The sequence below is a fragment of the Phenylobacterium sp. genome, from assembly GCF_031360265.1.
GTDB lineage: Bacteria > Pseudomonadota > Alphaproteobacteria > Caulobacterales > Caulobacteraceae > Phenylobacterium.
Genome location: NZ_JANMBF010000187.1, coordinates 1 through 18,508 on the forward strand (window position 1 = coordinate 1; position 18,508 = coordinate 18,508).

The 18,508-nt window shown below is 69.2% G+C and carries 23 protein-coding genes, 1 tRNA gene and 1 pseudogene; 4 read left to right on the forward strand and 21 right to left on the reverse strand.

Translation table 11 applies throughout. The features are described 5' to 3' along the window. Together RMN86_RS17465 and RMN86_RS17470 are read right to left on the reverse strand one after the other, a co-directional pair. Nucleotides 1-425 (reverse strand): annotated as a pseudogene (locus RMN86_RS17465) (UDP-N-acetylglucosamine 1-carboxyvinyltransferase); the annotation flags it as partial. Between the two features lie 100 nt (nt 426-525). Next, nucleotides 526-678 (reverse strand): hypothetical protein, encoded by a 153-nt coding sequence (locus RMN86_RS17470; protein ID WP_309607136.1) that lies wholly within the window; start codon nt 676-678, stop codon nt 526-528. A gap of 102 nt (nt 679-780) precedes the next feature. Here RMN86_RS17470 and RMN86_RS17475 point away from each other — a divergent pair. Continuing rightward, nucleotides 781-855, forward strand: a tRNA-Thr gene (locus tag RMN86_RS17475). Between the two features lie 55 nt (nt 856-910). Here RMN86_RS17475 and RMN86_RS17480 read toward each other — a convergent pair. Further along, complete coding sequence (locus RMN86_RS17480) at nt 911-1,528, reverse strand: hypothetical protein (RefSeq protein ID WP_309607137.1); 618 nt, start codon at nt 1,526-1,528, stop codon at nt 911-913. Between the two features lie 256 nt (nt 1,529-1,784). Here RMN86_RS17480 and RMN86_RS17485 point away from each other — a divergent pair, with 256 nt between their 5' ends. Continuing rightward, on the forward strand, nt 1,785-2,330 hold the full coding sequence (locus RMN86_RS17485) for a DUF2239 family protein (protein ID WP_309607138.1): 546 nt from the start codon (nt 1,785-1,787) through the stop codon (nt 2,328-2,330). Here RMN86_RS17485 and RMN86_RS17490 read toward each other — a convergent pair. The 7 genes from RMN86_RS17490 to RMN86_RS17520 are packed head-to-tail and all read right to left on the reverse strand — an operon-like array spanning nt 2,302 to nt 6,397. Continuing rightward, on the reverse strand, nt 2,302-2,508 hold the full coding sequence (locus RMN86_RS17490) for a hypothetical protein (RefSeq protein ID WP_309607139.1): 207 nt from the start codon (nt 2,506-2,508) through the stop codon (nt 2,302-2,304). The genes RMN86_RS17485 and RMN86_RS17490 overlap by 29 nt on opposite strands. Further along, a complete protein-coding gene (locus RMN86_RS17495; protein ID WP_309607140.1) occupies nt 2,492-2,869 on the reverse strand; it encodes a hypothetical protein in 378 nt (125 codons plus the stop codon). Before RMN86_RS17495 ends, RMN86_RS17490 begins: the two co-directional genes overlap by 17 nt. Next, nucleotides 2,866-3,297: a D-Ala-D-Ala carboxypeptidase family metallohydrolase gene (locus tag RMN86_RS17500; RefSeq protein WP_309607141.1), complete on the reverse strand. Its 432-nt coding sequence runs from the start codon at nt 3,295-3,297 to the stop codon at nt 2,866-2,868. Before RMN86_RS17500 ends, RMN86_RS17495 begins: the two co-directional genes overlap by 4 nt. Before the next feature lie 28 nt (nt 3,298-3,325). Continuing rightward, the gene (locus RMN86_RS17505) at nt 3,326-3,577 is read right to left on the reverse strand and encodes a hypothetical protein (RefSeq protein ID WP_309607142.1); all 252 of its coding nucleotides are present in this window, start codon (nt 3,575-3,577) and stop codon (nt 3,326-3,328) included. After that, nucleotides 3,561-3,836 carry a hypothetical protein gene (locus RMN86_RS17510; protein ID WP_309607143.1) on the reverse strand — a complete coding sequence of 92 codons (276 nt, stop codon included), beginning with the start codon at nt 3,834-3,836 and terminating at the stop codon, nt 3,561-3,563. Before RMN86_RS17510 ends, RMN86_RS17505 begins: the two co-directional genes overlap by 17 nt. After that, nucleotides 3,833-4,822, reverse strand: coding sequence for a hypothetical protein (locus RMN86_RS17515; RefSeq protein ID WP_309607144.1), 990 nt, complete (start codon nt 4,820-4,822; stop codon nt 3,833-3,835). The genes RMN86_RS17510 and RMN86_RS17515 overlap by 4 nt, the downstream gene beginning before the upstream one ends. 42 nt (nt 4,823-4,864) lie before the next feature. Further along, nucleotides 4,865-6,397, reverse strand: coding sequence for a hypothetical protein (locus RMN86_RS17520; protein ID WP_309607145.1), 1,533 nt, complete (start codon nt 6,395-6,397; stop codon nt 4,865-4,867). 47 nt (nt 6,398-6,444) lie between these two features. On the opposite strand from RMN86_RS17520, the gene RMN86_RS17525 reads away from it, so the two are divergent. Then, entirely contained in the window at nt 6,445-6,780 is a 336-nt protein-coding gene (locus tag RMN86_RS17525) for a type II toxin-antitoxin system HicB family antitoxin (protein WP_309607146.1), read from the forward strand. A 7-nt stretch (nt 6,781-6,787) separates the two neighbouring features. After that, nucleotides 6,788-7,360: a hypothetical protein gene (locus tag RMN86_RS17530; RefSeq protein ID WP_309607147.1), complete on the forward strand. Its 573-nt coding sequence runs from the start codon at nt 6,788-6,790 to the stop codon at nt 7,358-7,360. Between the two features lie 624 nt (nt 7,361-7,984). Here the strand turns inward: RMN86_RS17530 and RMN86_RS17535 are convergent. The 11 genes from RMN86_RS17535 to RMN86_RS17585 all read right to left on the reverse strand — a co-directional run. Then, a complete protein-coding gene (locus tag RMN86_RS17535) occupies nt 7,985-8,392 on the reverse strand; it encodes a hypothetical protein (protein ID WP_309607148.1) in 408 nt (135 codons plus the stop codon). Between the two features lie 10 nt (nt 8,393-8,402). Beyond that, the gene (locus RMN86_RS17540; RefSeq protein ID WP_309607149.1) at nt 8,403-8,987 is read right to left on the reverse strand and encodes a hypothetical protein; all 585 of its coding nucleotides are present in this window, start codon (nt 8,985-8,987) and stop codon (nt 8,403-8,405) included. Then, a complete protein-coding gene (locus tag RMN86_RS17545) occupies nt 8,987-9,232 on the reverse strand; it encodes a hypothetical protein (RefSeq protein WP_309607150.1) in 246 nt (81 codons plus the stop codon). The genes RMN86_RS17540 and RMN86_RS17545 overlap by 1 nt, the downstream gene beginning before the upstream one ends. Further along, entirely contained in the window at nt 9,233-9,874 is a 642-nt protein-coding gene (locus RMN86_RS17550; protein WP_309607151.1) for a hypothetical protein, read from the reverse strand. A gap of 281 nt (nt 9,875-10,155) precedes the next feature. After that, complete coding sequence (locus RMN86_RS17555; RefSeq protein ID WP_309607152.1) at nt 10,156-11,367, reverse strand: P22 phage major capsid protein family protein; 1,212 nt, start codon at nt 11,365-11,367, stop codon at nt 10,156-10,158. 205 nt (nt 11,368-11,572) lie between these two features. Further along, nucleotides 11,573-12,430, reverse strand: coding sequence for a hypothetical protein (locus RMN86_RS17560; RefSeq protein WP_309607153.1), 858 nt, complete (start codon nt 12,428-12,430; stop codon nt 11,573-11,575). Nucleotides 12,431-12,530: 100 nt separating this feature from the next. Next, entirely contained in the window at nt 12,531-14,411 is a 1,881-nt protein-coding gene (locus RMN86_RS17565) for a portal protein (protein ID WP_309607154.1), read from the reverse strand. A gap of 201 nt (nt 14,412-14,612) precedes the next feature. After that, a complete protein-coding gene (locus RMN86_RS17570; RefSeq protein WP_309607155.1) occupies nt 14,613-15,002 on the reverse strand; it encodes a hypothetical protein in 390 nt (129 codons plus the stop codon). Nucleotides 15,003-15,110: 108 nt separating this feature from the next. After that, nucleotides 15,111-15,800 (reverse strand): hypothetical protein, encoded by a 690-nt coding sequence (locus RMN86_RS17575; protein WP_309607156.1) that lies wholly within the window; start codon nt 15,798-15,800, stop codon nt 15,111-15,113. A 154-nt stretch (nt 15,801-15,954) separates the two neighbouring features. Continuing rightward, a complete protein-coding gene (locus RMN86_RS17580) occupies nt 15,955-17,745 on the reverse strand; it encodes an ATP-binding protein (protein WP_309607157.1) in 1,791 nt (596 codons plus the stop codon). Between the two features lie 73 nt (nt 17,746-17,818). Beyond that, on the reverse strand, nt 17,819-18,508 hold a 690-nt coding region (locus RMN86_RS17585; RefSeq protein ID WP_309607158.1), incomplete at its 5' end, for a hypothetical protein.

Below are 18,508 nucleotides of genomic sequence, written 5' to 3' on the forward strand. Positions count from 1 at the left end.
TCGATCCGCGCGCCCAGCGCCTCCAGCGCCTTCAGGTGCAGGTCCACCGGCCGCGCGCCGATCGTGCAGCCGCCGGGCAGCGACACCTTCGCCTGTCCGGTCCGCGCCAACAGCGGCCCGAGCACATTGAACGAGGCGCGCATCTGGCGGACCAGGTCATAGGGCGCGAACCCCGAGGTGATCTCGGCCGTGCGCAACAGCGTCTCGGGACCATTCTCGCCAACCGATTCGACCACCTCGGTCCCCAGCCGCCGCAACAGCTTGCCCAGGAACCGGGTGTCGGCCAGCCGGGGCATGTTGGTCAGCCGCAGGGTCTCGTCGGTCAGCAGGCTCGCCGCCATCAGCTTGATGGCCGAGTTCTTGGCGCCGCTGATCGGGATTTCGCCCGCAAGCCGCGCGCCGCCGATGATGGCGATGCGATCCAATCCCAATCCTTCGAAACGACCCCGCCTGCCGCAAGACAGTCGCGGGTTGCGGGCCAAGTTCGCTATCTAGCGTGCGGCGCCGCGCCGCGCAAAGGCCCGCTCAGCCCGCCTCGCCGGCCTTCCCGTCGCCAGGCTTGGCAGCCGGCACACCCAGGCCCGCCTTGCGCCGCCGCAGGTTGGCCCTCAGAGCCTGGGCCAGCTTGGCCTCGCGCTCGGCGCCCGGCGGCTTGGGAGGTTTGTCGGCTGGCGGCATGGCCCTGGGGTGCGGCGCTCAGCCCGCCGCGTCAAGGGACCGGCCGGCGGATTAAGGCTTCACGCGGCCCGCGGCGTTGGCTATAGCCCCGCCTCGCCATTCGCCGCGATAGCTCAGTGGTAGAGCGCATCCTTGGTAAGGCTGAGGTCCAGGGTTCGAATCCCTGTCGTGGCACCACTACAAAGCAAGGCCCGTGGCGCAAGCTGCGGGCCTTTGTCGTTGAACTCCGGCTTCAGGAGGCTGGAGACTCCTTCGACCGGAAAGGCGCCAGCAGCCTTTCCAGAATACTCAGCTGCCCGCCACGGCCGGCGGGGGCGGAAGCGCCACGCCGCCGAAGAACGGTGAAGGCCGCCTCCTCTTCATCTGGCCGATAGCCGCACACAGCCCTGGCCAGCTCCAGAGGCGCCTCACATAGAAAGTCGACACCCTCCCCGTTTTCGTCGGCTTTCCGTTGCTGCGCGAGGGCAGCATCGCGAATCGCCGCAAAAGCGGCAGGCGGTTCACCCGTGACGTCCAGCCGGTGACCTGAACCCACACTGTCATGGAACACTCGCCATAGTGTGTCTCCGTCGCGCGCCGCGCTCAGCACGGTCGTCATCTCGACCTTGTCCTCGAACTGACAAGCCAGCGCCAGGCCGAAGCGAGAGAGTTCAAGCAGCACCTCCGCACTCGCCCAATCGAAGTCCTCACTGAAGATCACCAGCCATTGATCCGGGAATTCCCGAAAGGAAAGCGGAGCTCCACGGCTTCCAGGGAAGGTCTCATCCCCGGTCTCGGTCAATCCGAGATGGTCGAAAATCTCGGCCTTCAACGCACCTTGCACCGCCACCCAGGACGCCATCCAGCCCATCGACCCCTCCGCTTTAGTCTTTGAGCAGGCTACGATGAGCGCCGCGCGCGATCAAGAACGAATACAGAACTTCGAGATCAGATTTGCACCGCGTCGCGGCCGTCCGGCTACGCTAAGGCCCGTTCAACCGATAGGCGAGCGCGGCGCTTGATGGGGGCATCGTAGGCCGCGCGCCGGGGCCTGTCGGACTGGCCGAGGCAGGTCGAAGCTGATATTTCACCCGGGCAAAAAGATGAGCCGCCGAGAGGACAGATCCATGCCCGCGGAGTTCGCTGTGTTTCTCGACGACCGGTTGCTGGCGCGCGGAGATCTCGAATCGGTCACCCAGGCGGCGCGCCAACAGGGGCAAAGCTCGCTCCTGATATTCGATAGCGCGACGGGTCTGGAGACCGACGTCGGCCTACGGGACGTCCCCGCCGCCGGTCGGGCCGAGCGCGAAGCCCTGGAGTCGAGGCCGGTTCGAGGTCGCCCCAAACTCGGCGTCGTCGCGCGCGAGGTGACGCTCCTGCCCCGACACTGGGACTGGCTCGCTGCCCAGCCCGGGGGAGCTTCGGCGGCGCTGCGGCGGCTGGTGGACCAGGCGCGGCGCGAGCGCGCCGGCGACGATGCAAGGCGTCACGCGCAGGAGGCGGCGTACCGCGTGGCGACCGCCCTGGCCGGGGACCGCCCTGGCTATGAAGAGGCGATCCGGGCCCTCTTCGCCAATGACATGGCCGCCTTCATGAGCCTGATCGACGCCTGGCCGCCCGACATCTCCGCCTATCTGCGAGATCTCACCGCGCCGCTTTCACGGCCTTTGTGACCCGATCCGCCAGCCCATGCTCCGCCTCATGCGTGCCCACCGCCAGCGCCCGGGCCGCGTTGCAGGCGACGATCTGAGCGCCCCGCGTCACATAGCCGATCTCCAGGTCGGCCTGGGTGGGCGCCGTCGGCAACAGGTAGATCGCGCACGGCCGCTGGGCCTCAGCGGGCGTCTCCACCCGGGGCGCAACCGGCCAGGCCGGGGGCTGTGAGGCACAGCTGGCGGTCAGCGTCGCGCAGGCGCAGAGCGCGATCAGGGTCAAGCGGCGCATGGGCGTCCTCCGAGGTCAGGGCTTTGGGGGTCAGTTGGGCGACGACGCCGGCCGCGGCTTCGCGCTGGCGGATCACCAGTTCCACCCGCCGGGCGCTGTCGCGGGCGCCTTCGGTCTCCAGGCCCGCCACGGCGGCCCGAGCCTGCGCCGCCGCGATCTTCGGCCGCTGGCGCGCCGCGTCGTCGTGACGGCCCTTCCAATAGAGCCCCGCGCCGGCGGCGAGCAGGCTCCCCGACGCGGCCAACATCAGCACCAGGCGCGGCGTCACGCCTCCAGCCCCAGGCCGTAGCCGCCGCCCTCGCGCCGGGTCAGCACCTGGCGGCGCAGCCGCGGGTCGAAGCTGATGTGCACCCAGCTCCCCTCCTCGATCAGCTGGTCGAAGGCGATGTCCGAGGCCGCCAGCACCCGGCAGACCGCCAGCGGGTCGCCAAAGCCGTAGCAGTTGAAATCCACTGCGTGCCCGGTCAGGTGCGCCGAGGTCCGCGCCCCGCCCACCGCCCGGTTGAGCGCCCGCGACCGATAGCCGGAGGAGACGCTGATCACCCGCTCCCCCAGGGCGCGGCGCACCTGCTCCATCCGCGCCGCGGTCAGCCGCAGGTTGCCCACCGCGTCCGGCGGCGGGGTGTTGTCGAACTCGCGATGCTGCGTGCAGGCGAGCTCCTCCAGCGCGAAATGCGCTGTAAGTTGCGTTGGCATAGCCTTGATCCTGTTGTGAAAATTTATGTCAGTCCGCGGCGCTGCGCGCGGCGTGGGCGAGCTTGGCCCAGTCGGTGACCGTGGCGCCCGCCAGGTACAGGGTGGCCGTGACCACATTGGCGCCCACCAGCGCCAGGCCCAGCCACGTCAGCGACTGCGCGTCGTGCAGACGCCAGACGACGGCGCCGACTCCGACGCTGTTCAGCACCGTGACCCCATAGGTATAGATCCGCCGCCAGAGCCAGCGGATCTCCCAGCGCACGTCAGCGGGCGGCGGCATCGGCGACCTCCCTGACCATCGCCGGCCGCGCGCTCTCCAGCCGCGACACCCGCGCCTGGCTCCCGGCCCAGACCTGCGCCATCGCCCAGGCCAGCAGCGAGAGCGCGATCGCCCAGAACCGGCTCTTCAGCCCCTCGACCGCCTTCAGCGTCCCGGCCGCCGAGGCCTTGATCTCGCCCAGCCGCTCCTCGCAGCGAGCCTCGTGATCGCTCAGCCGCTGTTCGACCGAGGCGAGGCGTTCGGACCCGCCGCCCTTCATGTGAAGCCCGCCGAGCCGGAGAGCTTGAAGCCGGAGGTGTTCTGCGTGCTGTTCTGGGTGCTGGTCCCCTGCTGGTTCTCACCGACGAACAGGCTGATCGGCAGGCCGCTCAGCATGGCGACGATCTGCTGGGTCGATGTGACCGGCGCCTGGCGCTGCTGCTGGTCGATGCCGCGGAAGGTGTCGCCAAGGCCGGCCTGGGTTCCGATATTGCCCCGCTGGGTGGCGTCATAGGCGCTGGACAGGTCCGCCAGCTGGGCGCCGGCCGCCAGTTGCTGCTGCTGGCCCTGAAAGCCGAAGCCGACCTTCTGGGCGCGGTCCTGCAGGGCGGTCTGTGCATTGGCGATCCGCGCCTGGGTGGCCCGCTCGGCGTCTCCGGCCGCCGCGCCCAGCGCTGTGTTGTAGCCTTGCGTGCGCAACCCCGACAGGGTCGAGGCCCGGGCGCGGGCGAGCTCGCCTTCCGTCAGGCTCTGGGTCAGTGCCGCGCCGGAGCCGCCGAACGCGCCCGAGCCGGCCAGGTCCAGCGCCTGCTGCGCACGCACCTGGCCTTCGTGGGCGTCCAGGTCCGCCGAGGTGGAATCCACCACATCTCGCAGGTACGGGTTGAGGTAGTTTCCCACATAGTCGCGCGCCTTGCCGCCGGACGCGAACGGGGTCCCAGCCCCCATGTAGCCGTCCAGCCACGAGGTGTTGGCCGCCCCGCGCGTCAGGTCCGCCGCCCCGTCGAAATTCCACGGCGACCCCGACAGGCTCTGCGCCCGCCCGCCCGCCAGCGACTGCAGGCCCTGGGTCGGCGCGACCAGGCTCTGGGGGTCAAGGTTCAAGAGGTCGCCGACCCGGCCCGCGACGTTCTGGGTCAGGCTCGAGGCCCAAGCCGGCACGATCGGCGTGCGCGTATTATTGAAGGTGCCGGTCGAGGACGTCTTGGTGGTCTGGTTGTTGTAGTCGCCGCCGAATCCGAAGCTCGTGAGCGTGGGTATGGGCATGGGCGCGTCCTTTCGCTGTGATTGAGATGATGTCGCGCGGGGTCACCGACGCCCGGTCCGCGCCACGTCGAAGGTCGGCGTGCCGATCCGGCAGGCGGTGGGCGCGCTGGCGCCTGAAAACCGCACCCTGAACAGCCGGCCCGAGGCCAGGATGTCGGCCTTGGCGTCTCCCGGCGCCATCGCCGGCGCTGTTGTCGTGGTCGCCGTACCCTGCGGGTGCAGCCGCGCCGCGAGACTGACGCTCACCGGCCCCAGCTGGTCCTTGAAATCCGGCCAGACCTCGCGGACCAACAGCAGGCTCTCGGGATCGAGGTAGCTGTCGGCCGTCTCGATGAACCAGGCGAACGCCTGGCCGTCGGCCGAATGGCCCTTCTCGTGATGCAACACCTGGCCGCCGGGGGTCACCCCCACCGGATAGGCCGACGGTCCGGCGTCGATGAAGGCGGTGCGCGCCATCACGCCGCGGTGCCAGGCGCCGGCGTCCGGCCCGCTCAGACAGACCGCCAGGTAGCGGCTGTTCTCATAGCCGTCGCGGCTGTCGGGATAGTCGAAGCGCACCTCGGCAAATTCGCCGTTGGACGAGGCGACCACCTTGTCGCCCTGGCTGGCCGCCAGCCGGTCGGCGAAATCCTGGCGGATCGGGCAGCCGATCGGCCCGGGTTCTCCGCCCACCCCATAGCTATGGAACTGTCGGTCGGGGCTGACCCAGAACGCCGTCTGGCCCACCACCACCGCCGCGTTCGGCCCGATCAGGCCGCAGTTGCGCCCCACCCGGTCGAACCGCCACGGCTGGTTCAGCGATCCGACAAAGCTCCCCAGGAACAGGGCGTCGCTGGTCCAGACCAGCAGATAGGGTCCGCACATCCGCCCCGCGACGATCCGCCCGCCGCCGGTCAGCACATATTCCCGCGCCGTCGACCCGGGCGCCGTGGTGCTCCATTGGGTGTGATTGCGGATCGCGGAGTGGCGGATGCACAGCGGGTTGAAGACCCCCGAGACCTCCTCGTTGCAGCCCAGCGCGAACACCTGATAGCCGCCGCTCAGGGGCGCCACGAGCATATAGGTTAGATTGGCCGGCGCGCCCGCCAGCGGCGCGGCCGGCGCCCCTGTGCCGTTGGCCCAGGCGAAGATCGTCTGGTTGCGCGGACTGGCCAGCAGGTTCTGGCCCCAGGCTCCGAACGACCAGGTCAGCGGGAAATAGTCGGTGGTCGAGGGCAGCCCAAAGCCGCCCATGCCAAAGGCCCCTGTGCCGTACCCCGCGCTCCCCGCCCCGTCGATCGCCCCGGCCACAAACCCCGACGCCGGCGTGATGTCATAGAGCGCCCCGCCCTGCCACAGCTGCAGCCGCGAATGGGTCCCGAAGGCGATGTTCAGCGCCGCGGCGTTGTCGGTCCAGGCAAACACCGATCGGCAGACGCCGGTCAGGCCGGGCGCCATCAGGCTCTCCCAGCCGCCGATCGTCTGCGCCCGCCCCAGCCGGAACCGCACATTGGACCCGTCCGCCCACCGCCCGCCCCCTGCGAAACTGGTGTCATCGCCGTTCAGCCCCGGCGGCAGGTCGAGGGGAATGCGCATAGGAGGCTCCGTTTGGCTGGGCCGCGCGATGAGGCTAGAACGGCCGCATGAGCGCGATGAGCTTCAAGGGCTACGTGGCCTGCGTCGAATACGACGACGATGACGGCGTCTTCTTCGGCCGGGTCGCCGGCCTGGGGGACGGCGTGGGCTTTCACGCCGACACCGTCGATGGCCTGCGCGAAGCGTTCCGCGAGGCCGTGGATGACTACCTGGAAACCTGCGCGAAGGTCGGCAAGCCGCCCCAGAAACCCTATTCCGGCCAGATCATGGTCCGGGTCGCACCCGAGGTGCACGCCAAGGCCGCCCTGGCCGCCGAACTCGCCGGCAAGAGCCTCGCCAAATGGACCGAAGAGACCCTGCGGGAAGCGACGGCGGGGCTGTAGGCAAGTGTTGAAGCTGAACATGGGCTGCGGTCACAACCGAATGCCCGGTTATGTAAACGTTGATGCAATGGCTGCTTGTTCGCCGGATGAGGTGATTGACCTAGAGACAACGCCTTGGCCTTGGCCGTCGGATAGCGTTGACGAGGTGCGCTTTGTGCATTCTCTTGAACACATGGGTGGAGATCCTAAGGTGTTCCTCGCGATGATGCAGGAACTCTACCGGGTGTGCGCGCCGGACTGTCGGATACTCATCCATGTCCCACATCCCCGACATGATAATTTCATTGGCGATCCAACTCATGTGAGGGTCATCAGCCCAAAGGTTCTTTCTCTGTTTGATCGAAGGCTCAACGACGAATGGAAGGCCAATGGCGGGGCAAATTCGCCGTTAGCGCACTACACCGGAGTAGATTTTGAGATTGTGGCAACTGAGACCGTGATCGATCAGCCCTATTTCGGACAATTCACAGCGGGAACACTGTCACTTGAGGAATTGAATCGCCTGCTCTCAACGCAAAATAACATCGCCCGCGAGTTCAGAATCACCCTGCGGGCGCGTAAGCCTACTGAAGTCGGGTGAAGGCGATCACGAGTTGCCCGTCTGCGCCATTTCCGCTCGCATTGCCACCGCCACCGCCGGGCGTGTTACCGGAAAGGTTGCCGTTGCCTCCCGCACCGCCCAACGGATATCCGATATCGCCGAAGCCAGCGCCGCCGCCCCCGCCGCCGGCGGTACCCCCGGCTCCGCCGAATTCCCCGGCAGCTCCGTTCGTCAGACTGCCCGCGCCTCCTGATCGATTGACGTCGCCATTTTGGCCGAGACCACCAACATGGCTCCCGTTTCCTGGGCCACCGCCGGTAGCAATGACGACTATACCGTTTGGAAGAGTGACAGAGGTCGCGCCGCCGAATGTCGGGCTACCGCCGCCGACTCCACCAACTCCGGTGCTGTACGGCAGCAAGACCCCAGGAGCGCATCGAAACCTCTTGTACGCCGCGCCGCCGCCATCCCCACCGAACCCCCCGCCTGTGTGTCCACCACCACCGGCACCGATCAGCCAGACTTCGGCCACGGTCGGAAAGGACGGCGCCGTGATGGCGCCGGAGCCTGCTAGCTTGGAATACAGACCGACCACCTGGCTCCTCACCGCCCTGCCCGCCATCCGTTGCCCGACCAGGCCTCGCAGTCGTCCGGGACTGGGCATCAGTAGTCCTGCCATTCGGCTTCGAAGGTCACCGTGCCGGTGACGCCCACGGCCACATGCAGCTCCTCCGCGGCGCTCAGGATCTTGGGGTTGTCGTCGGAGTAGCCGAAGTCGGTGACCGGGGCCGCCGTGGTCTGGGCCATGGTGTAGGCGGCCATCAGGGCGGAGTTGCAGAACCGCTTGGTCGCGCCCGCGTCCAGCGAGCGGAACTCCTGCAGTTGCGTCGCGCCCACCGTCGCCTGCGGGATGGCCCGCAGCTTGGTCAGCCGCGCCCCGTTGGCGCCGGCCGTGGCCACCTTCTGGGTGTTGGTCGGCGAGGCCCCATAGGTGGTGTTGGCCGTGGTGCAGACCACCGTGTTCGACTTCGGCGTCTGCGGGGTGATGATCGAGTTGGCTGTGCCGGGCATTCGGTGTCTCCTAAAGAACCACGGCGAGCGCCACGGCCCGCCCGAGGAAGGCTGCGTTGTCGGAAAGGTCGGTGCTGGCCACCGCCTGCCAGCTGGCGGTGACGCCATCGGTCTTGACGAACTTGCCGGCGTTTCCCGCCTGCGCCGGCAGGGCGCCTGCGTTGTAGGTCCAGGCGGTGGCGGCCACCCAGTCCTTGATCGAGATCCCGCCGTATCCGGGGGTCTTCACATTGGCCCCGTCGCAGGCCACCTGGACGATGTCGCCGGCGTCGACGCTCACCGTGGCCCCGGCCCCGGTGGTCAGGGTCACCGCCGCGGCGCAGGCGTTCCACACCAGATAGACCTTGCTCACCGACGGCAGGGTCACGGTGAAGGGCCCCGCGCCGGTGAACTTCAGCATCGCCGCGCGCGCCTCGTCGTCGCCGGCGTTGGCGGTGGCCAGCGCCACATTGCCGGTCAGCGGCTTGGTGAGGAATCCCGCCACCGCATAGTCGGCGTGGGCCAGCACGGCGTTCAGCTTGTCGCCCCACAGGTTGATGTTCTCGCCGGTGAACTGCAGCTCAAAGCGCAGCGAGGCGGACCAGGACGACGGCATCAGACGATCACCGCGCCGGTGTCCTGGCGGATCCAGTGAACCCCGTCGCAATGGGCCAGGATGTTCAGGTCGGTGACCAGCGCCACGCACTGCGGATAGCTGGCCGCCGGCGGCAGGCCGGCCTGGGCCACGGCGAACACCGGCTTCGGCGCGGCCGGGGTCTCCAGGGCCAGCAAGGCGTCGTGGAACGAGGTCAGCACGGCGCGCAGGGCGTCCGGGATCGCCGGACCGATGGGCGAGAGCATCTAATATCCCCTTGTGATGTCGAAGGTGGCGGCCGCGCGGCGCGGCGTGTCGGGGACCAGCGTCCGCGGCGCCCGCGCACGCGCGTCCTTGGCGTTGATCTCGGCGATGGCGCGGTCCAGCCGGGCCTCGTAGGCGCCGGCCAGATCGGCGTCGCGCAGGAACGGCGCGGCCTCGCACAGGGTGGCGAACAGATAGGCGTCGGGATGGTCGGTCAGCAGGCTGTTGGTCGGCGCTGTGTCCGACAGCGAGAACTTCGTCAGCATCCGCAAGACCAGGCCATAGGCCGCGTCGCACGGCCGCTCGAACGCCAGGTTCCCTCCGTCGATCCCCCAGGCGCACGGCCGGCCCGGCGTGCTCGACACCGCCATCAGCCGGGGCTCGGCGAACCGCAGCGGCTGACGCTCGCCGCCGCTGACCAGCCACAGCGCCAACGGCTCGGCGAATGCCGCCGGCAGCGGGATCATCCGTACACCGACGGTCGCGCTCATCGCGACCTCGGTTTCCGCCAGCCGGGCCCTCAGCACCCGGTTCAGCCGGGCCTCCGCCAGGTCGATGAACTCCGCCACGCGCGCCGTCAGGTCGCCGCGCACCAGCCAGTTGGCCGCCGCCGCCTGCAACTCGGCATAGGTCGTGATCGCCATCGGCGCCTCAATTGAAATTTGGGGAAAATGGTCCGGGCGGCCGACAAACGGCCGCCCGGGGCGTCAGTGATGGGAAGCCAACGTTCAGTTCGAACTGCTCCCCTCCCCCTTGCGGGGAGGGGTCGGGGGTGGGGGTGCGGGCTGCGAGGTCGCAGGCTCGCCAAGACGCCAAGGAGCATGGGTTGGCGTGGCGCTGACACCCCCACTCCCAAACCCTCTCCCCGCAAGGGGGAGAGGACTTCAGGAACACGCCAGCCTACGGAACTGAGGTTCGGTCGCCCCTAGCGGTTGGCCAGGCGGCAGGCCAACTGGGGCCTCAAGGTCTTGAATCCATAGAGGACATCCAGGCGACAAGGAAACTTGTCAGAATTGATGTCGTACTGGCGCACGATCCGCATCGACACCCCGTCGAACACCTCGCGCGCGGCGAAGTCGACGCCGCGCGGCATCACCATGTCGGCCGTGGCGAAGGCGAACGCCCCCTTCTGGTAGGCCATGGAGATGCCATAGGGGGTCGAGGCCGCGCCCGGGAACACCAGGGCCGCCGTGGCCGACGGGACCGGCACGATCACGTTCTGATAGGCCCCCGCCATCACGATCGACGGGGTCAGGCTGAGCGAACCCGCGCCGCCGGCATAGTCGGCCGCCACCGCGAACTGCTGCAGGACGCCGGTCGACTGCTTGGTCTCCGGATGCACCCGGAACACGCCGGCGACGGTGAACACGTCACCGCGCAGGGCCGTGCCCGCCCCGGTCGCCACCGTGACCGCCGTCACCGGCGTGGCCACCAGTGGCAGGGCGCCGACCAGGGTGCTGGTGGTGTAGGCGCCGTTTGCCGCGCCGCGGGTATGCGACGGCCACAGGGTGTTCTCCATGAAGTCGAAGCCGGCGGTGCGGCCCATGAAGCCCTCACGGTTCTGCTTGCCGATCGTCCCCTGGTCGTTGAACAGGCCCTTCAGCGCATCGACCAGATCGACGTTGTCTTGGGTGTTCAGGTTGCAGGTCCGCGCGTTCAGCGGCGCCAGGTTGTCCACCAGGATCTTGCGGCCCTGCAGCACCTTGGTGAAGGTCGCCGGCAGGCCCTGGTTGTCGGCCTGATTGTAGACGTCCTTGTACATGCTCATGGCGTCGGCCTCGATGTTGGCCGCCAGCACGCTCATCGCCGGCTCGAGAATCCGGTCGGTGAAATCGTCCAGGTTCATGGTCAGGTCGACCGAGGTGAAGTTCAGGTCGACGCCCTTCTGGGTCTGCACCTTCAGGTCCACCGAGGCTTCGGTGGTGTCGAGCAGGGTCCCGGTGGACAGCGCCGCCCCTGTCCGCACCGGGTACTGGTTGGGCAGGCGCACCTTCAGGGTGTCGCCGATCTTGGCGCCCTGGCGGGCGAAGCTGTCGTCGTATTCGCGCGTGATCGAGCCCACGAAATTGAGCTTCTGGTGCAGCACGCGCAGCGCCTCGCGCGTCACCGCGGTCGGCGTCAGGAAGGCATTGGCCATCTGTCTGGTCCTTTCGGAATGGGGTTGTGGGATTGCCGCCGCGCGAAAGCCTCCGAGGCGCGGACGCGCGTGCTCGGATGCGGCCGGGGTCAGCCGGCGGCGGCGGGATAGGTCTCAAACGGTCGCGCCCAGTTGATCTCGGCCGTCCGCGGTCACCCGTTTGGCGGAGAGCTGGTCGGATGTTGTCGGGGTCGGGTGCGGGGGACTACCTCCCCTTCCACACCAGCGCGTTGCGCCGCTTCATCCACTCCTTCGTGGCGAGTTCGTCGCGCACGCCGCCGCCGCCGGTCGCCGCGCCGGCGACGGTCACCGCCGGGCGCACCGCCTGGGCCCTGGCCACGGCGCTCGCCGCGCCCTCGTCCCGGCTGGCCTGGTCGGCCTGCCAGGCCTTGTGCAGCACCTTCCACAGCCTGGGGTCAGCCGTCCGCGCCAGCTCGTCGTGGGTCACCCCGAACGCCTTGGCGTAGTCGATCAGCTTGCCGGCCACCTCCGGCGACCAGCCCTCGATCTCCTGGGCCAGGGTCCGCCCGGCCTGCGCCATCTTCGCGGCCGTCTCTTGGGCCGCCTGCAATTCGCCCCGTGCCGCGTGATGGCTCAGCGTCTCGGCCAGCCGCTCGCGCGCCTCGGCCATCCCCTGGAACCGGTCCCACAGCGCCTGGACGCCCTGCGGATCCTCAGCCTCGCAGGCCTGCCAGTCGAGGCCGCGAAAGCTCGCGAGCTGATGGTCCAGCGCGGCCAGCTGCGCCTGGCCGCTGCTGATCTGTCCGGCGGAATGCGCCTGCGCCGCCACCTCGGCCCGCTCGGCCGCTACCGCGCGGCGGTGTTCGGCCAGCTCCTGGGTCTTGCGGGTATAGTCCGCCTGCCGCAGGAAGGCGCCCTTCAGGGCGGCGGGGAGGGTGTGAACCTTGCCGTCCATCTCGATCTCGAAGCTGTCGTCGCGCTCCTGATCTTCGTCCGGCTCATCCGCCTCCGGCTGGCCTGCCTCGGCGTCAGGGGCTCCGGCCAGCAGCTGGGCGGGCGCGAAGTCGTCCGCGTCGGTGATAGCGGCGTATTGCTTGTCCATGGTGTCCTTTCGCGCTCAGCGCAGGGTTGGGCTGTGGGGTGGCATGCCCCGGTCGGAGGCGTTGGCGAAGCGGATGGCCCCGCGGGCGAGGCCCTGGGGTCTACCCCCGCACAGCCTTCAGCCGGTTGGTCTCGGCCTCGAAGGCGTCGATCTCCAGCTTGCGGGCCGCGTGGCTGCGGTCCTGCCTCAGCGCCGCGATCTGCGCCTTGGCCGCGTTCAGCGCCTGGGCCAGAGCGGCCATCTGCGCCTGCGCGGCCTCGGCCTCCGGCGAGGCGCCCTGCGCCCGGGGCGGCAGCAGGGCGCGCAGCCGCTGGGCCACTTCCTCGGCGCCCGGCCAGTCGAGGTTCTTGGCCAGCAGGTCTCCGATCACCGGCGCCGCGGCCGGATAGGCGCGAATCAGTTCCAGCATCTCGCTGGCCGCTTCCTCCCGCCGGCTGGTGAAGCTCGGCCCCGAGCGCACCGTCAGGTCGTACTTGCCCACCGTCAGGTCGTAGATCTTCTCGATCTCGCGGATCTGGCCCGTCGGGTCGGGGGCTTGCGCCGGCTGGTTCACCGGCACGGCCCGCGCCTGCCCGTCGGCTCCCAGGATCCGCACCACCCGGGGCGCGCCATAGACCTTGGGGATCAGGTCCAGCAGGATCCGACCGGCGTGGCGCATCGCCCGGTTCAGGTTATCCACGAAGTGGAAGGTCGAGACGTCGCCCTCCCGCTGCCGCATCAGGATCGCCCGGCCGGAGGTCTCGTTGGACCGCGCGCCAAGGCTTGCGTCGAACAGGCCCATGATCGCCTTCATGTCGTCCGAGGCGTTCATCGCCTCCTGCAGCGCGCCGGCCGGGGCGCTGGCGAAGGGTTGGCGCTGCGGCGGCTCGGGACCGTCATATTCGATATAGGCGTGGGTCTGGGTGTTGGCCGTCGCCCACTTGGCGCTGTCGGTCTCGAACGCGCCCCTGCGGCCGATGAACGGGGTCTTGGGCGCCAGCGCCACCAGCTCCGTCGACGTGGTCCGCCAGTAGTTGAACATCCGCTGCGGGTCCTTGGCGTCGCGCACCAGCCCGCGCAGCCGCCGCCGGCCGTCCACATGCAGCTCTTCGCCATAGACCGGCACGATGGGGATGTAGCGCCCCGCCCACTCGACCGTCTCCAGCACCTCGGCGCCGGTGAGGATCCGCTGCGTCACCCGGTGGCTGGCGACACGGCGCGGCCGGCCCACCACCTTGACCCCCAGGGCGTCGAACATCGCCTTCTGAGCCACATAGACCGCCGGCTCGACCACCTGGCCATCGGACAGCGCCAGGATGGTCCGCTGCAGCGCCTCGCGCCGCCAGTGCTCGGCCACCATCACCCGGTCGCCCTCCAGCCACGGCCCGGTCAGCGAGGCATAGCTGTCCGCGGCCCAGTCCACCGGCTCGGCGCCCTTCCAGCGCGCCTCGAACGCGGCCTTGGGCAGGGTGTCCACCACGAACGCCGAGTTCCAGTCCGACGAGTCTGCCGCCGTCCCGTCCGGATCGCCGTAGATCGAGAACGGGTTGGCCACCCGCTCCACCACCAGGTCCTGGTCGAACCCGTCGTCATTGGCATAGCGGGTGTTGATCCGGAAATAGCCGAACCCGCCGGTCACCGCGAAATCCAGCGCCGTGTCATAGGCGACCTCGGCGTCCGAGCTCTGCTCGATGTGCCGGATCAGGCCGTTGAACACCTCGGCGGTCGGCGGGTCGGCGCGGTCGTCCACCGGATGGACGACGATCGCCGGCTTGTTCTGCCTGGCGTCATTGACCACCTGGCGGATGAACGCCGGCAGCCGGTTGATGGTCAGGCAGGGCCGCCCGTCCAGGTCGCGCTCGCGCTGGATCGCCGCCGGCCACTGCTCGCCCAGCCGGGCGAACCGCAGGTCGTCCAGCGCGTCGCGCCGGTTCTCGGCTTCCGCGTCGGCGGCCAGCTCGAACGCCTCACGGGCCTCGGCAAGGATCTCGTCGTCGGACAAGGCAAAGGCTCCCGTGAAGGTGTCAAAATGAAGCGCCCGCGCGAGCGAGCCCGGCGGGTGGAGGCGGCCCCTCAAGCGGGACCTTGCAAAAGCGGACTGAAACCCCGATCCGGCCCCGAGACCCTCAGGCCCCGGGCGCAGCAATCAACGCTGACAATATCCTAGCGAAAACGAATTCCGCCGTCAAGAACAAAATGCGAACTAAGTCGGGCGCCAGCGTCCCGAGAGAACCCACGCAGGGCCCATGGCAGCGACCATCAGGACGTGCCGCAGCCAGGGGTGATCGGTTGACAGGTCGATAACCTCACCGTTGGCTCTAAAGGCAATATCGCTCACCAAACCCCAGAGAGACAGGCCCACGACCAGCCCGCCACACCACCACCGCCACATCCAATATCCGCCGCCAACCCTGCGCGCGGCCAGCAGCAGCCAGGCGCCGCCCGGCAACGCCATGCCCAACAGCCAGGGCAGCACGACAAGAACCCAGATGAAGACATTGAAGGGCGGCAGCGGGTAACCGACGAACCTGAGATCGGCCAGGAGCAGCCAGACATAGACCGCAGCCAGCCCGGCCAATGCGAGCCAGGCCATCGCTCGCAGTCTCCCGGTCATCGACCCGTTCCTCCGAACCGCGGCGCAAGGCCACGGCGTGGCGAAGCTACCAAACGGCGGTCAGTTCGACAAGAACGAATACGGAACTTACTTGCGCTTGGCGGCGTCTGGAGCGCCAATCACATAGACACCTTTGCCAACCCTCAGAGGACCCACCCTGATCGAACCAGACAGGTCGACATCGAGTTCACCGGTCGCGGTGTTGTAGAACCGGACTTGGGACGGAAGGTCAATCCCTTCGCCTTTGAGCCCAGACACAGAAATTTCCGGACGCCCGGTCGGCGGATCAAGCGTGCCGCCTGCCCCGACGCGGTACAGTCCAGCGATCCGGCCCCGCGCCCGGACATCACCTGCCGGCCCGCGCACAAGTGTTCCGCTCACTCGGTCTTCGCTGACCTTTGCTGAGGTGTTCGGTGCGCTGGCGATTGTATTCAACGCGCGCGCCACTCTCGCCGCCGTCCCCAGGCGGCCGGTCAGCGGTCCGCTCGGTGGAACCCGCGCTGAAGTTGTGGAGACTGGCCCGCCAGGCCTGACGAAGCCCGCCGGCGCCGGAGCTCCCAAAGCCGGGAAGGCCCCGTTGGCGACCTGCCAGGAGCGCGCCCTCTGCCACAAATCCGTCGGCAGGCGGTCGTCAGGAGCAACGGGCCGGAACGGCGCCTTGGACACCCCCGGCGCCGGATGGTTCTCATGCTGCAGCAGGCGGTTCCTGCGAACCATGTCGTCCCAAGCGGCCGCCAGGGGATCGGGCACGCTGAAGGGTTCGCTGGAAAGCGGCATGTCGGATCCTCGGCAGGGCAGGATGCGGCGGCGCGCCTGAGCCTCCCAACAGGGCGGCGGGCGCGGCAATCGACGCTGACAATATTCTAGCGAAAACGAATTCCGCAGTCAAGAACAAACTGCGAACGTTTGCCCCCACCCCCTGACCCCGCCCTCACGCGGCGGCGGAGGCCTCGTCATCCCGCGGCTCGGCCAGGTGGAGCGCGGCGAACAGCTCGGCGGCCTCGATCGGTTTGGCCACGTGGCCGTCCATGCCGGCGGCCAGGTATTCGGCGATCTGGTGGGGCATGGCGTTGGCGGTGAGCGCCACGATCGGGGTCCGCGCCCGGCCTTCGGCGCGCTCGGCGTCGCGGATCGCCCGGGTGGCGGTCGGCCCGTCCATCACCGGCATCTGCACGTCCATGAAGATCAGGTCCCAGGGCTCGCGCCGCCAGGCCGCGACGCAGGCCTGGCCGTCCTCGACGAAGCTCGCCGCCACATCCACCTGCGCCAGCAGGGTCCGCAGCACCAGCTGGTTGACCGCATTGTCCTCCGCCGCCAGCACCCGCAGCGAGCGGCGCGGTCCCGGGTCCGCCGCCGCCACGGTGGCGGCCGGGGCGCTCGACGCATCGCCCAGGCGCGGCATCGGCAGCCGCACCGTGAACACCGCGCCCGCCCCCGGCGAACTCACCGCGGTGATCGAGCCCCCCATCAGCTCGGCCAGCTCGCGGCAGATCGACAGTCCCAGCCCCGCCCCGCCATAGCGCCGGGTGGTCGAGGCGTCGGCCTGCTCGAACTTGGAAAACAACCGCGTCAGGGCTTCGGCTTCGATGCCGACGCCGGTGTCGGTAACGTCCACCCGCAACCCATCGCCGTCCCCCGTCTGTTGGTCTCCCGTCTGTTGGTCCCCCGTCTGTTGGTCCCGCGTCACGCGGATCTCGATCCGCCCGGCCTCGGTGAACTTCAGCGCGTTGGAGATCAGGTTGTAGAGGATCTGGCGCACCCGCGTCGGGTCGCCCTCATAGACCCCCTCGGCGTCGCCGGCGACCGACAGCTTCAGCGCCAGCCCCTTGGCCTGCGCCAACGGCTCGAAGGTCCTGAGCGCGCTGTCGGCCAGCTCGCCGATGTCGAAGGCGATGGCCTCCAGCTCCAGCTTGCCGGCCTCCACCCGCGACAGATCCAGGATGTCGTTGAGGATCGCCAGCAGGGCGCGGCCAGACTCGCGCACCACCGCCACCTGCTCGCGCACCGCCCCGGGCAGCCGGGGCTGAGCGGCGATCGCCTGGGCCATGCCCAGCACCCCGTTCAGCGGCGTGCGGATCTCGTGGCTCATGGTCGCCAGGAAGGCGCTCTTGGCGCGGCTGGCCATCTCGGCCTCCTCCTTGGCCTGCGCCATGGCGGCATTGGCGAACATAAGTTCGCGCGCCTCCCTCAGGCCGATCCAGATGCTCACCAGGGCGTGGCCGACGATCGCCAGCATCGTGGTCACGACCAGGATCTGGTCCACGCCGGTATAGTGCGGGACCACCAGCGGGATCACCGCCGTGACCACCAGCGCCGGAGCGGCGGGCAACAGGGTGCCCAGCGAGCGTCCATAGTGGGTCTCGATATAGAGCAGCTGGCCGGCGAAACACGCCGCCCCCGCGAGCTGGCAGGCCGGATTCTCCGAAAGCCACATGATCGCCCCGGCCGGGGTCCAGGCCGCGACCGTCAGGGCGAAGGCGGCGAAACAGGCCCAGGCCCGCGCACGACTGAGCGGCGCGCCGGGCCGCAGCGGCCAGACGACCAGGGCGAACGGGATCTCCGCCGCCAGCACCACCGCCAGCCAGATCCCCGCGACCCAGGCATCGACGCTCATGGCGATCAGGCCGGCGATCAGCATGCCGAAGCCTACCCGCACCGGCGTGAACATGCGGCTCCGCTGCCCCGCGGCCACAAAGCGTTCGTCAAACCAGGCGTCGAACATCTTGGACCCCATCGGTCAGGACTATGATCGCTGTTCGCCAAGGTCGGGTTAATGGCCCCCGCCGGCCCGGCCCTCAGCCCATCCAGCTCAGCGGCGCGATCGACCGCGGCCGCTCGGCCCGTCGCGACTGCGCCCCGCCGCCGCGGTTGGCCGCGAATTCGCCGAAGGCGTCGGCGCCGTGGCTGGCCGCGTCGTGCAGCGGCCCGCCATAGCTGCCGGTCTCGCGCCGCCAGCGCCAGCGATAGCCGCGCAGCCGCTCCAGCCCGTCGGCGCAGGCGCGCGCGTCGAACCAGGTCATCGGGATCATCAGTCGCCCGGCGTTGATCCGCTCCTGCGGATCCATCGCCGACCCCACCGAGATCGGCCGCACGCCCAGCCCCTCCAGGGTCTCCAGCCGCGAGCGCCCCGCCGCCCCCAGCTCGCGCACCTTCACGTCATGCGGCAGGTGGTGGGTTCCGTAGACATAGGGCTTGTCGCCCAGCGCCCGGCGCACGATCGCATCCAGCCCCTCGCCGCCGGTCTCGAAATAGTCGATGGCGCGGACTTCGCGTCCGACCTGCTGGAAGAACCAGATCGCCGTATAGTCGTCGATGCCCAGGTCCCAGGCGGTGTCGACCTTCAGCGCCGGGTCGTGCGGCACCCGGCCGATCCGCCCGTCCCGCTCGGCCTCACCCAACAGCCCGCCGTAATAGGCCCCCGGCGTGGTCGTGTCGAATTCCACCAGATATTCCGAGGCATAGCGCGCCTCGCCCTCCTCCGCGCT

Excerpts from the sequence above, each read along its gene's own strand:
- RMN86_RS17470 (WP_309607136.1), bottom strand. The coding sequence starts at position 678 with ATGCCGCCAGCCGACAAACCTCCCAAGCCGCCGGGCGCCGAGCGCGAG.
- RMN86_RS17480 (WP_309607137.1), bottom strand. The coding sequence starts at position 1,528 with ATGGGCTGGATGGCGTCCTGGGTGGCGGTGCAAGGTGCGTTGAAGGCC.
- RMN86_RS17485 (WP_309607138.1), top strand. The coding sequence starts at position 1,785 with ATGCCCGCGGAGTTCGCTGTGTTTCTCGACGACCGGTTGCTGGCGCGC.
- RMN86_RS17500 (WP_309607141.1), bottom strand. The coding sequence starts at position 3,297 with ATGCCAACGCAACTTACAGCGCATTTCGCGCTGGAGGAGCTCGCCTGC.
- RMN86_RS17505 (WP_309607142.1), bottom strand. The coding sequence starts at position 3,577 with ATGCCGCCGCCCGCTGACGTGCGCTGGGAGATCCGCTGGCTCTGGCGG.
- RMN86_RS17510 (WP_309607143.1), bottom strand. The coding sequence starts at position 3,836 with ATGAAGGGCGGCGGGTCCGAACGCCTCGCCTCGGTCGAACAGCGGCTG.
- RMN86_RS17515 (WP_309607144.1), bottom strand. The coding sequence starts at position 4,822 with ATGCCCATACCCACGCTCACGAGCTTCGGATTCGGCGGCGACTACAAC.
- RMN86_RS17520 (WP_309607145.1), bottom strand. The coding sequence starts at position 6,397 with ATGCGCATTCCCCTCGACCTGCCGCCGGGGCTGAACGGCGATGACACC.
- RMN86_RS17525 (WP_309607146.1), top strand. The coding sequence starts at position 6,445 with ATGAGCGCGATGAGCTTCAAGGGCTACGTGGCCTGCGTCGAATACGAC.
- RMN86_RS17535 (WP_309607148.1), bottom strand. The coding sequence starts at position 8,392 with ATGCCCGGCACAGCCAACTCGATCATCACCCCGCAGACGCCGAAGTCG.
- RMN86_RS17540 (WP_309607149.1), bottom strand. The coding sequence starts at position 8,987 with ATGCCGTCGTCCTGGTCCGCCTCGCTGCGCTTTGAGCTGCAGTTCACC.
- RMN86_RS17545 (WP_309607150.1), bottom strand. The coding sequence starts at position 9,232 with ATGCTCTCGCCCATCGGTCCGGCGATCCCGGACGCCCTGCGCGCCGTG.
- RMN86_RS17550 (WP_309607151.1), bottom strand. The coding sequence starts at position 9,874 with ATGGCGATCACGACCTATGCCGAGTTGCAGGCGGCGGCGGCCAACTGG.
- RMN86_RS17555 (WP_309607152.1), bottom strand. The coding sequence starts at position 11,367 with ATGGCCAATGCCTTCCTGACGCCGACCGCGGTGACGCGCGAGGCGCTG.
- RMN86_RS17560 (WP_309607153.1), bottom strand. The coding sequence starts at position 12,430 with ATGGACAAGCAATACGCCGCTATCACCGACGCGGACGACTTCGCGCCC.
- RMN86_RS17570 (WP_309607155.1), bottom strand. The coding sequence starts at position 15,002 with ATGGCCTGGCTCGCATTGGCCGGGCTGGCTGCGGTCTATGTCTGGCTG.
- RMN86_RS17575 (WP_309607156.1), bottom strand. The coding sequence starts at position 15,800 with ATGCCGCTTTCCAGCGAACCCTTCAGCGTGCCCGATCCCCTGGCGGCC.
- RMN86_RS17580 (WP_309607157.1), bottom strand. The coding sequence starts at position 17,745 with ATGTTCGACGCCTGGTTTGACGAACGCTTTGTGGCCGCGGGGCAGCGG.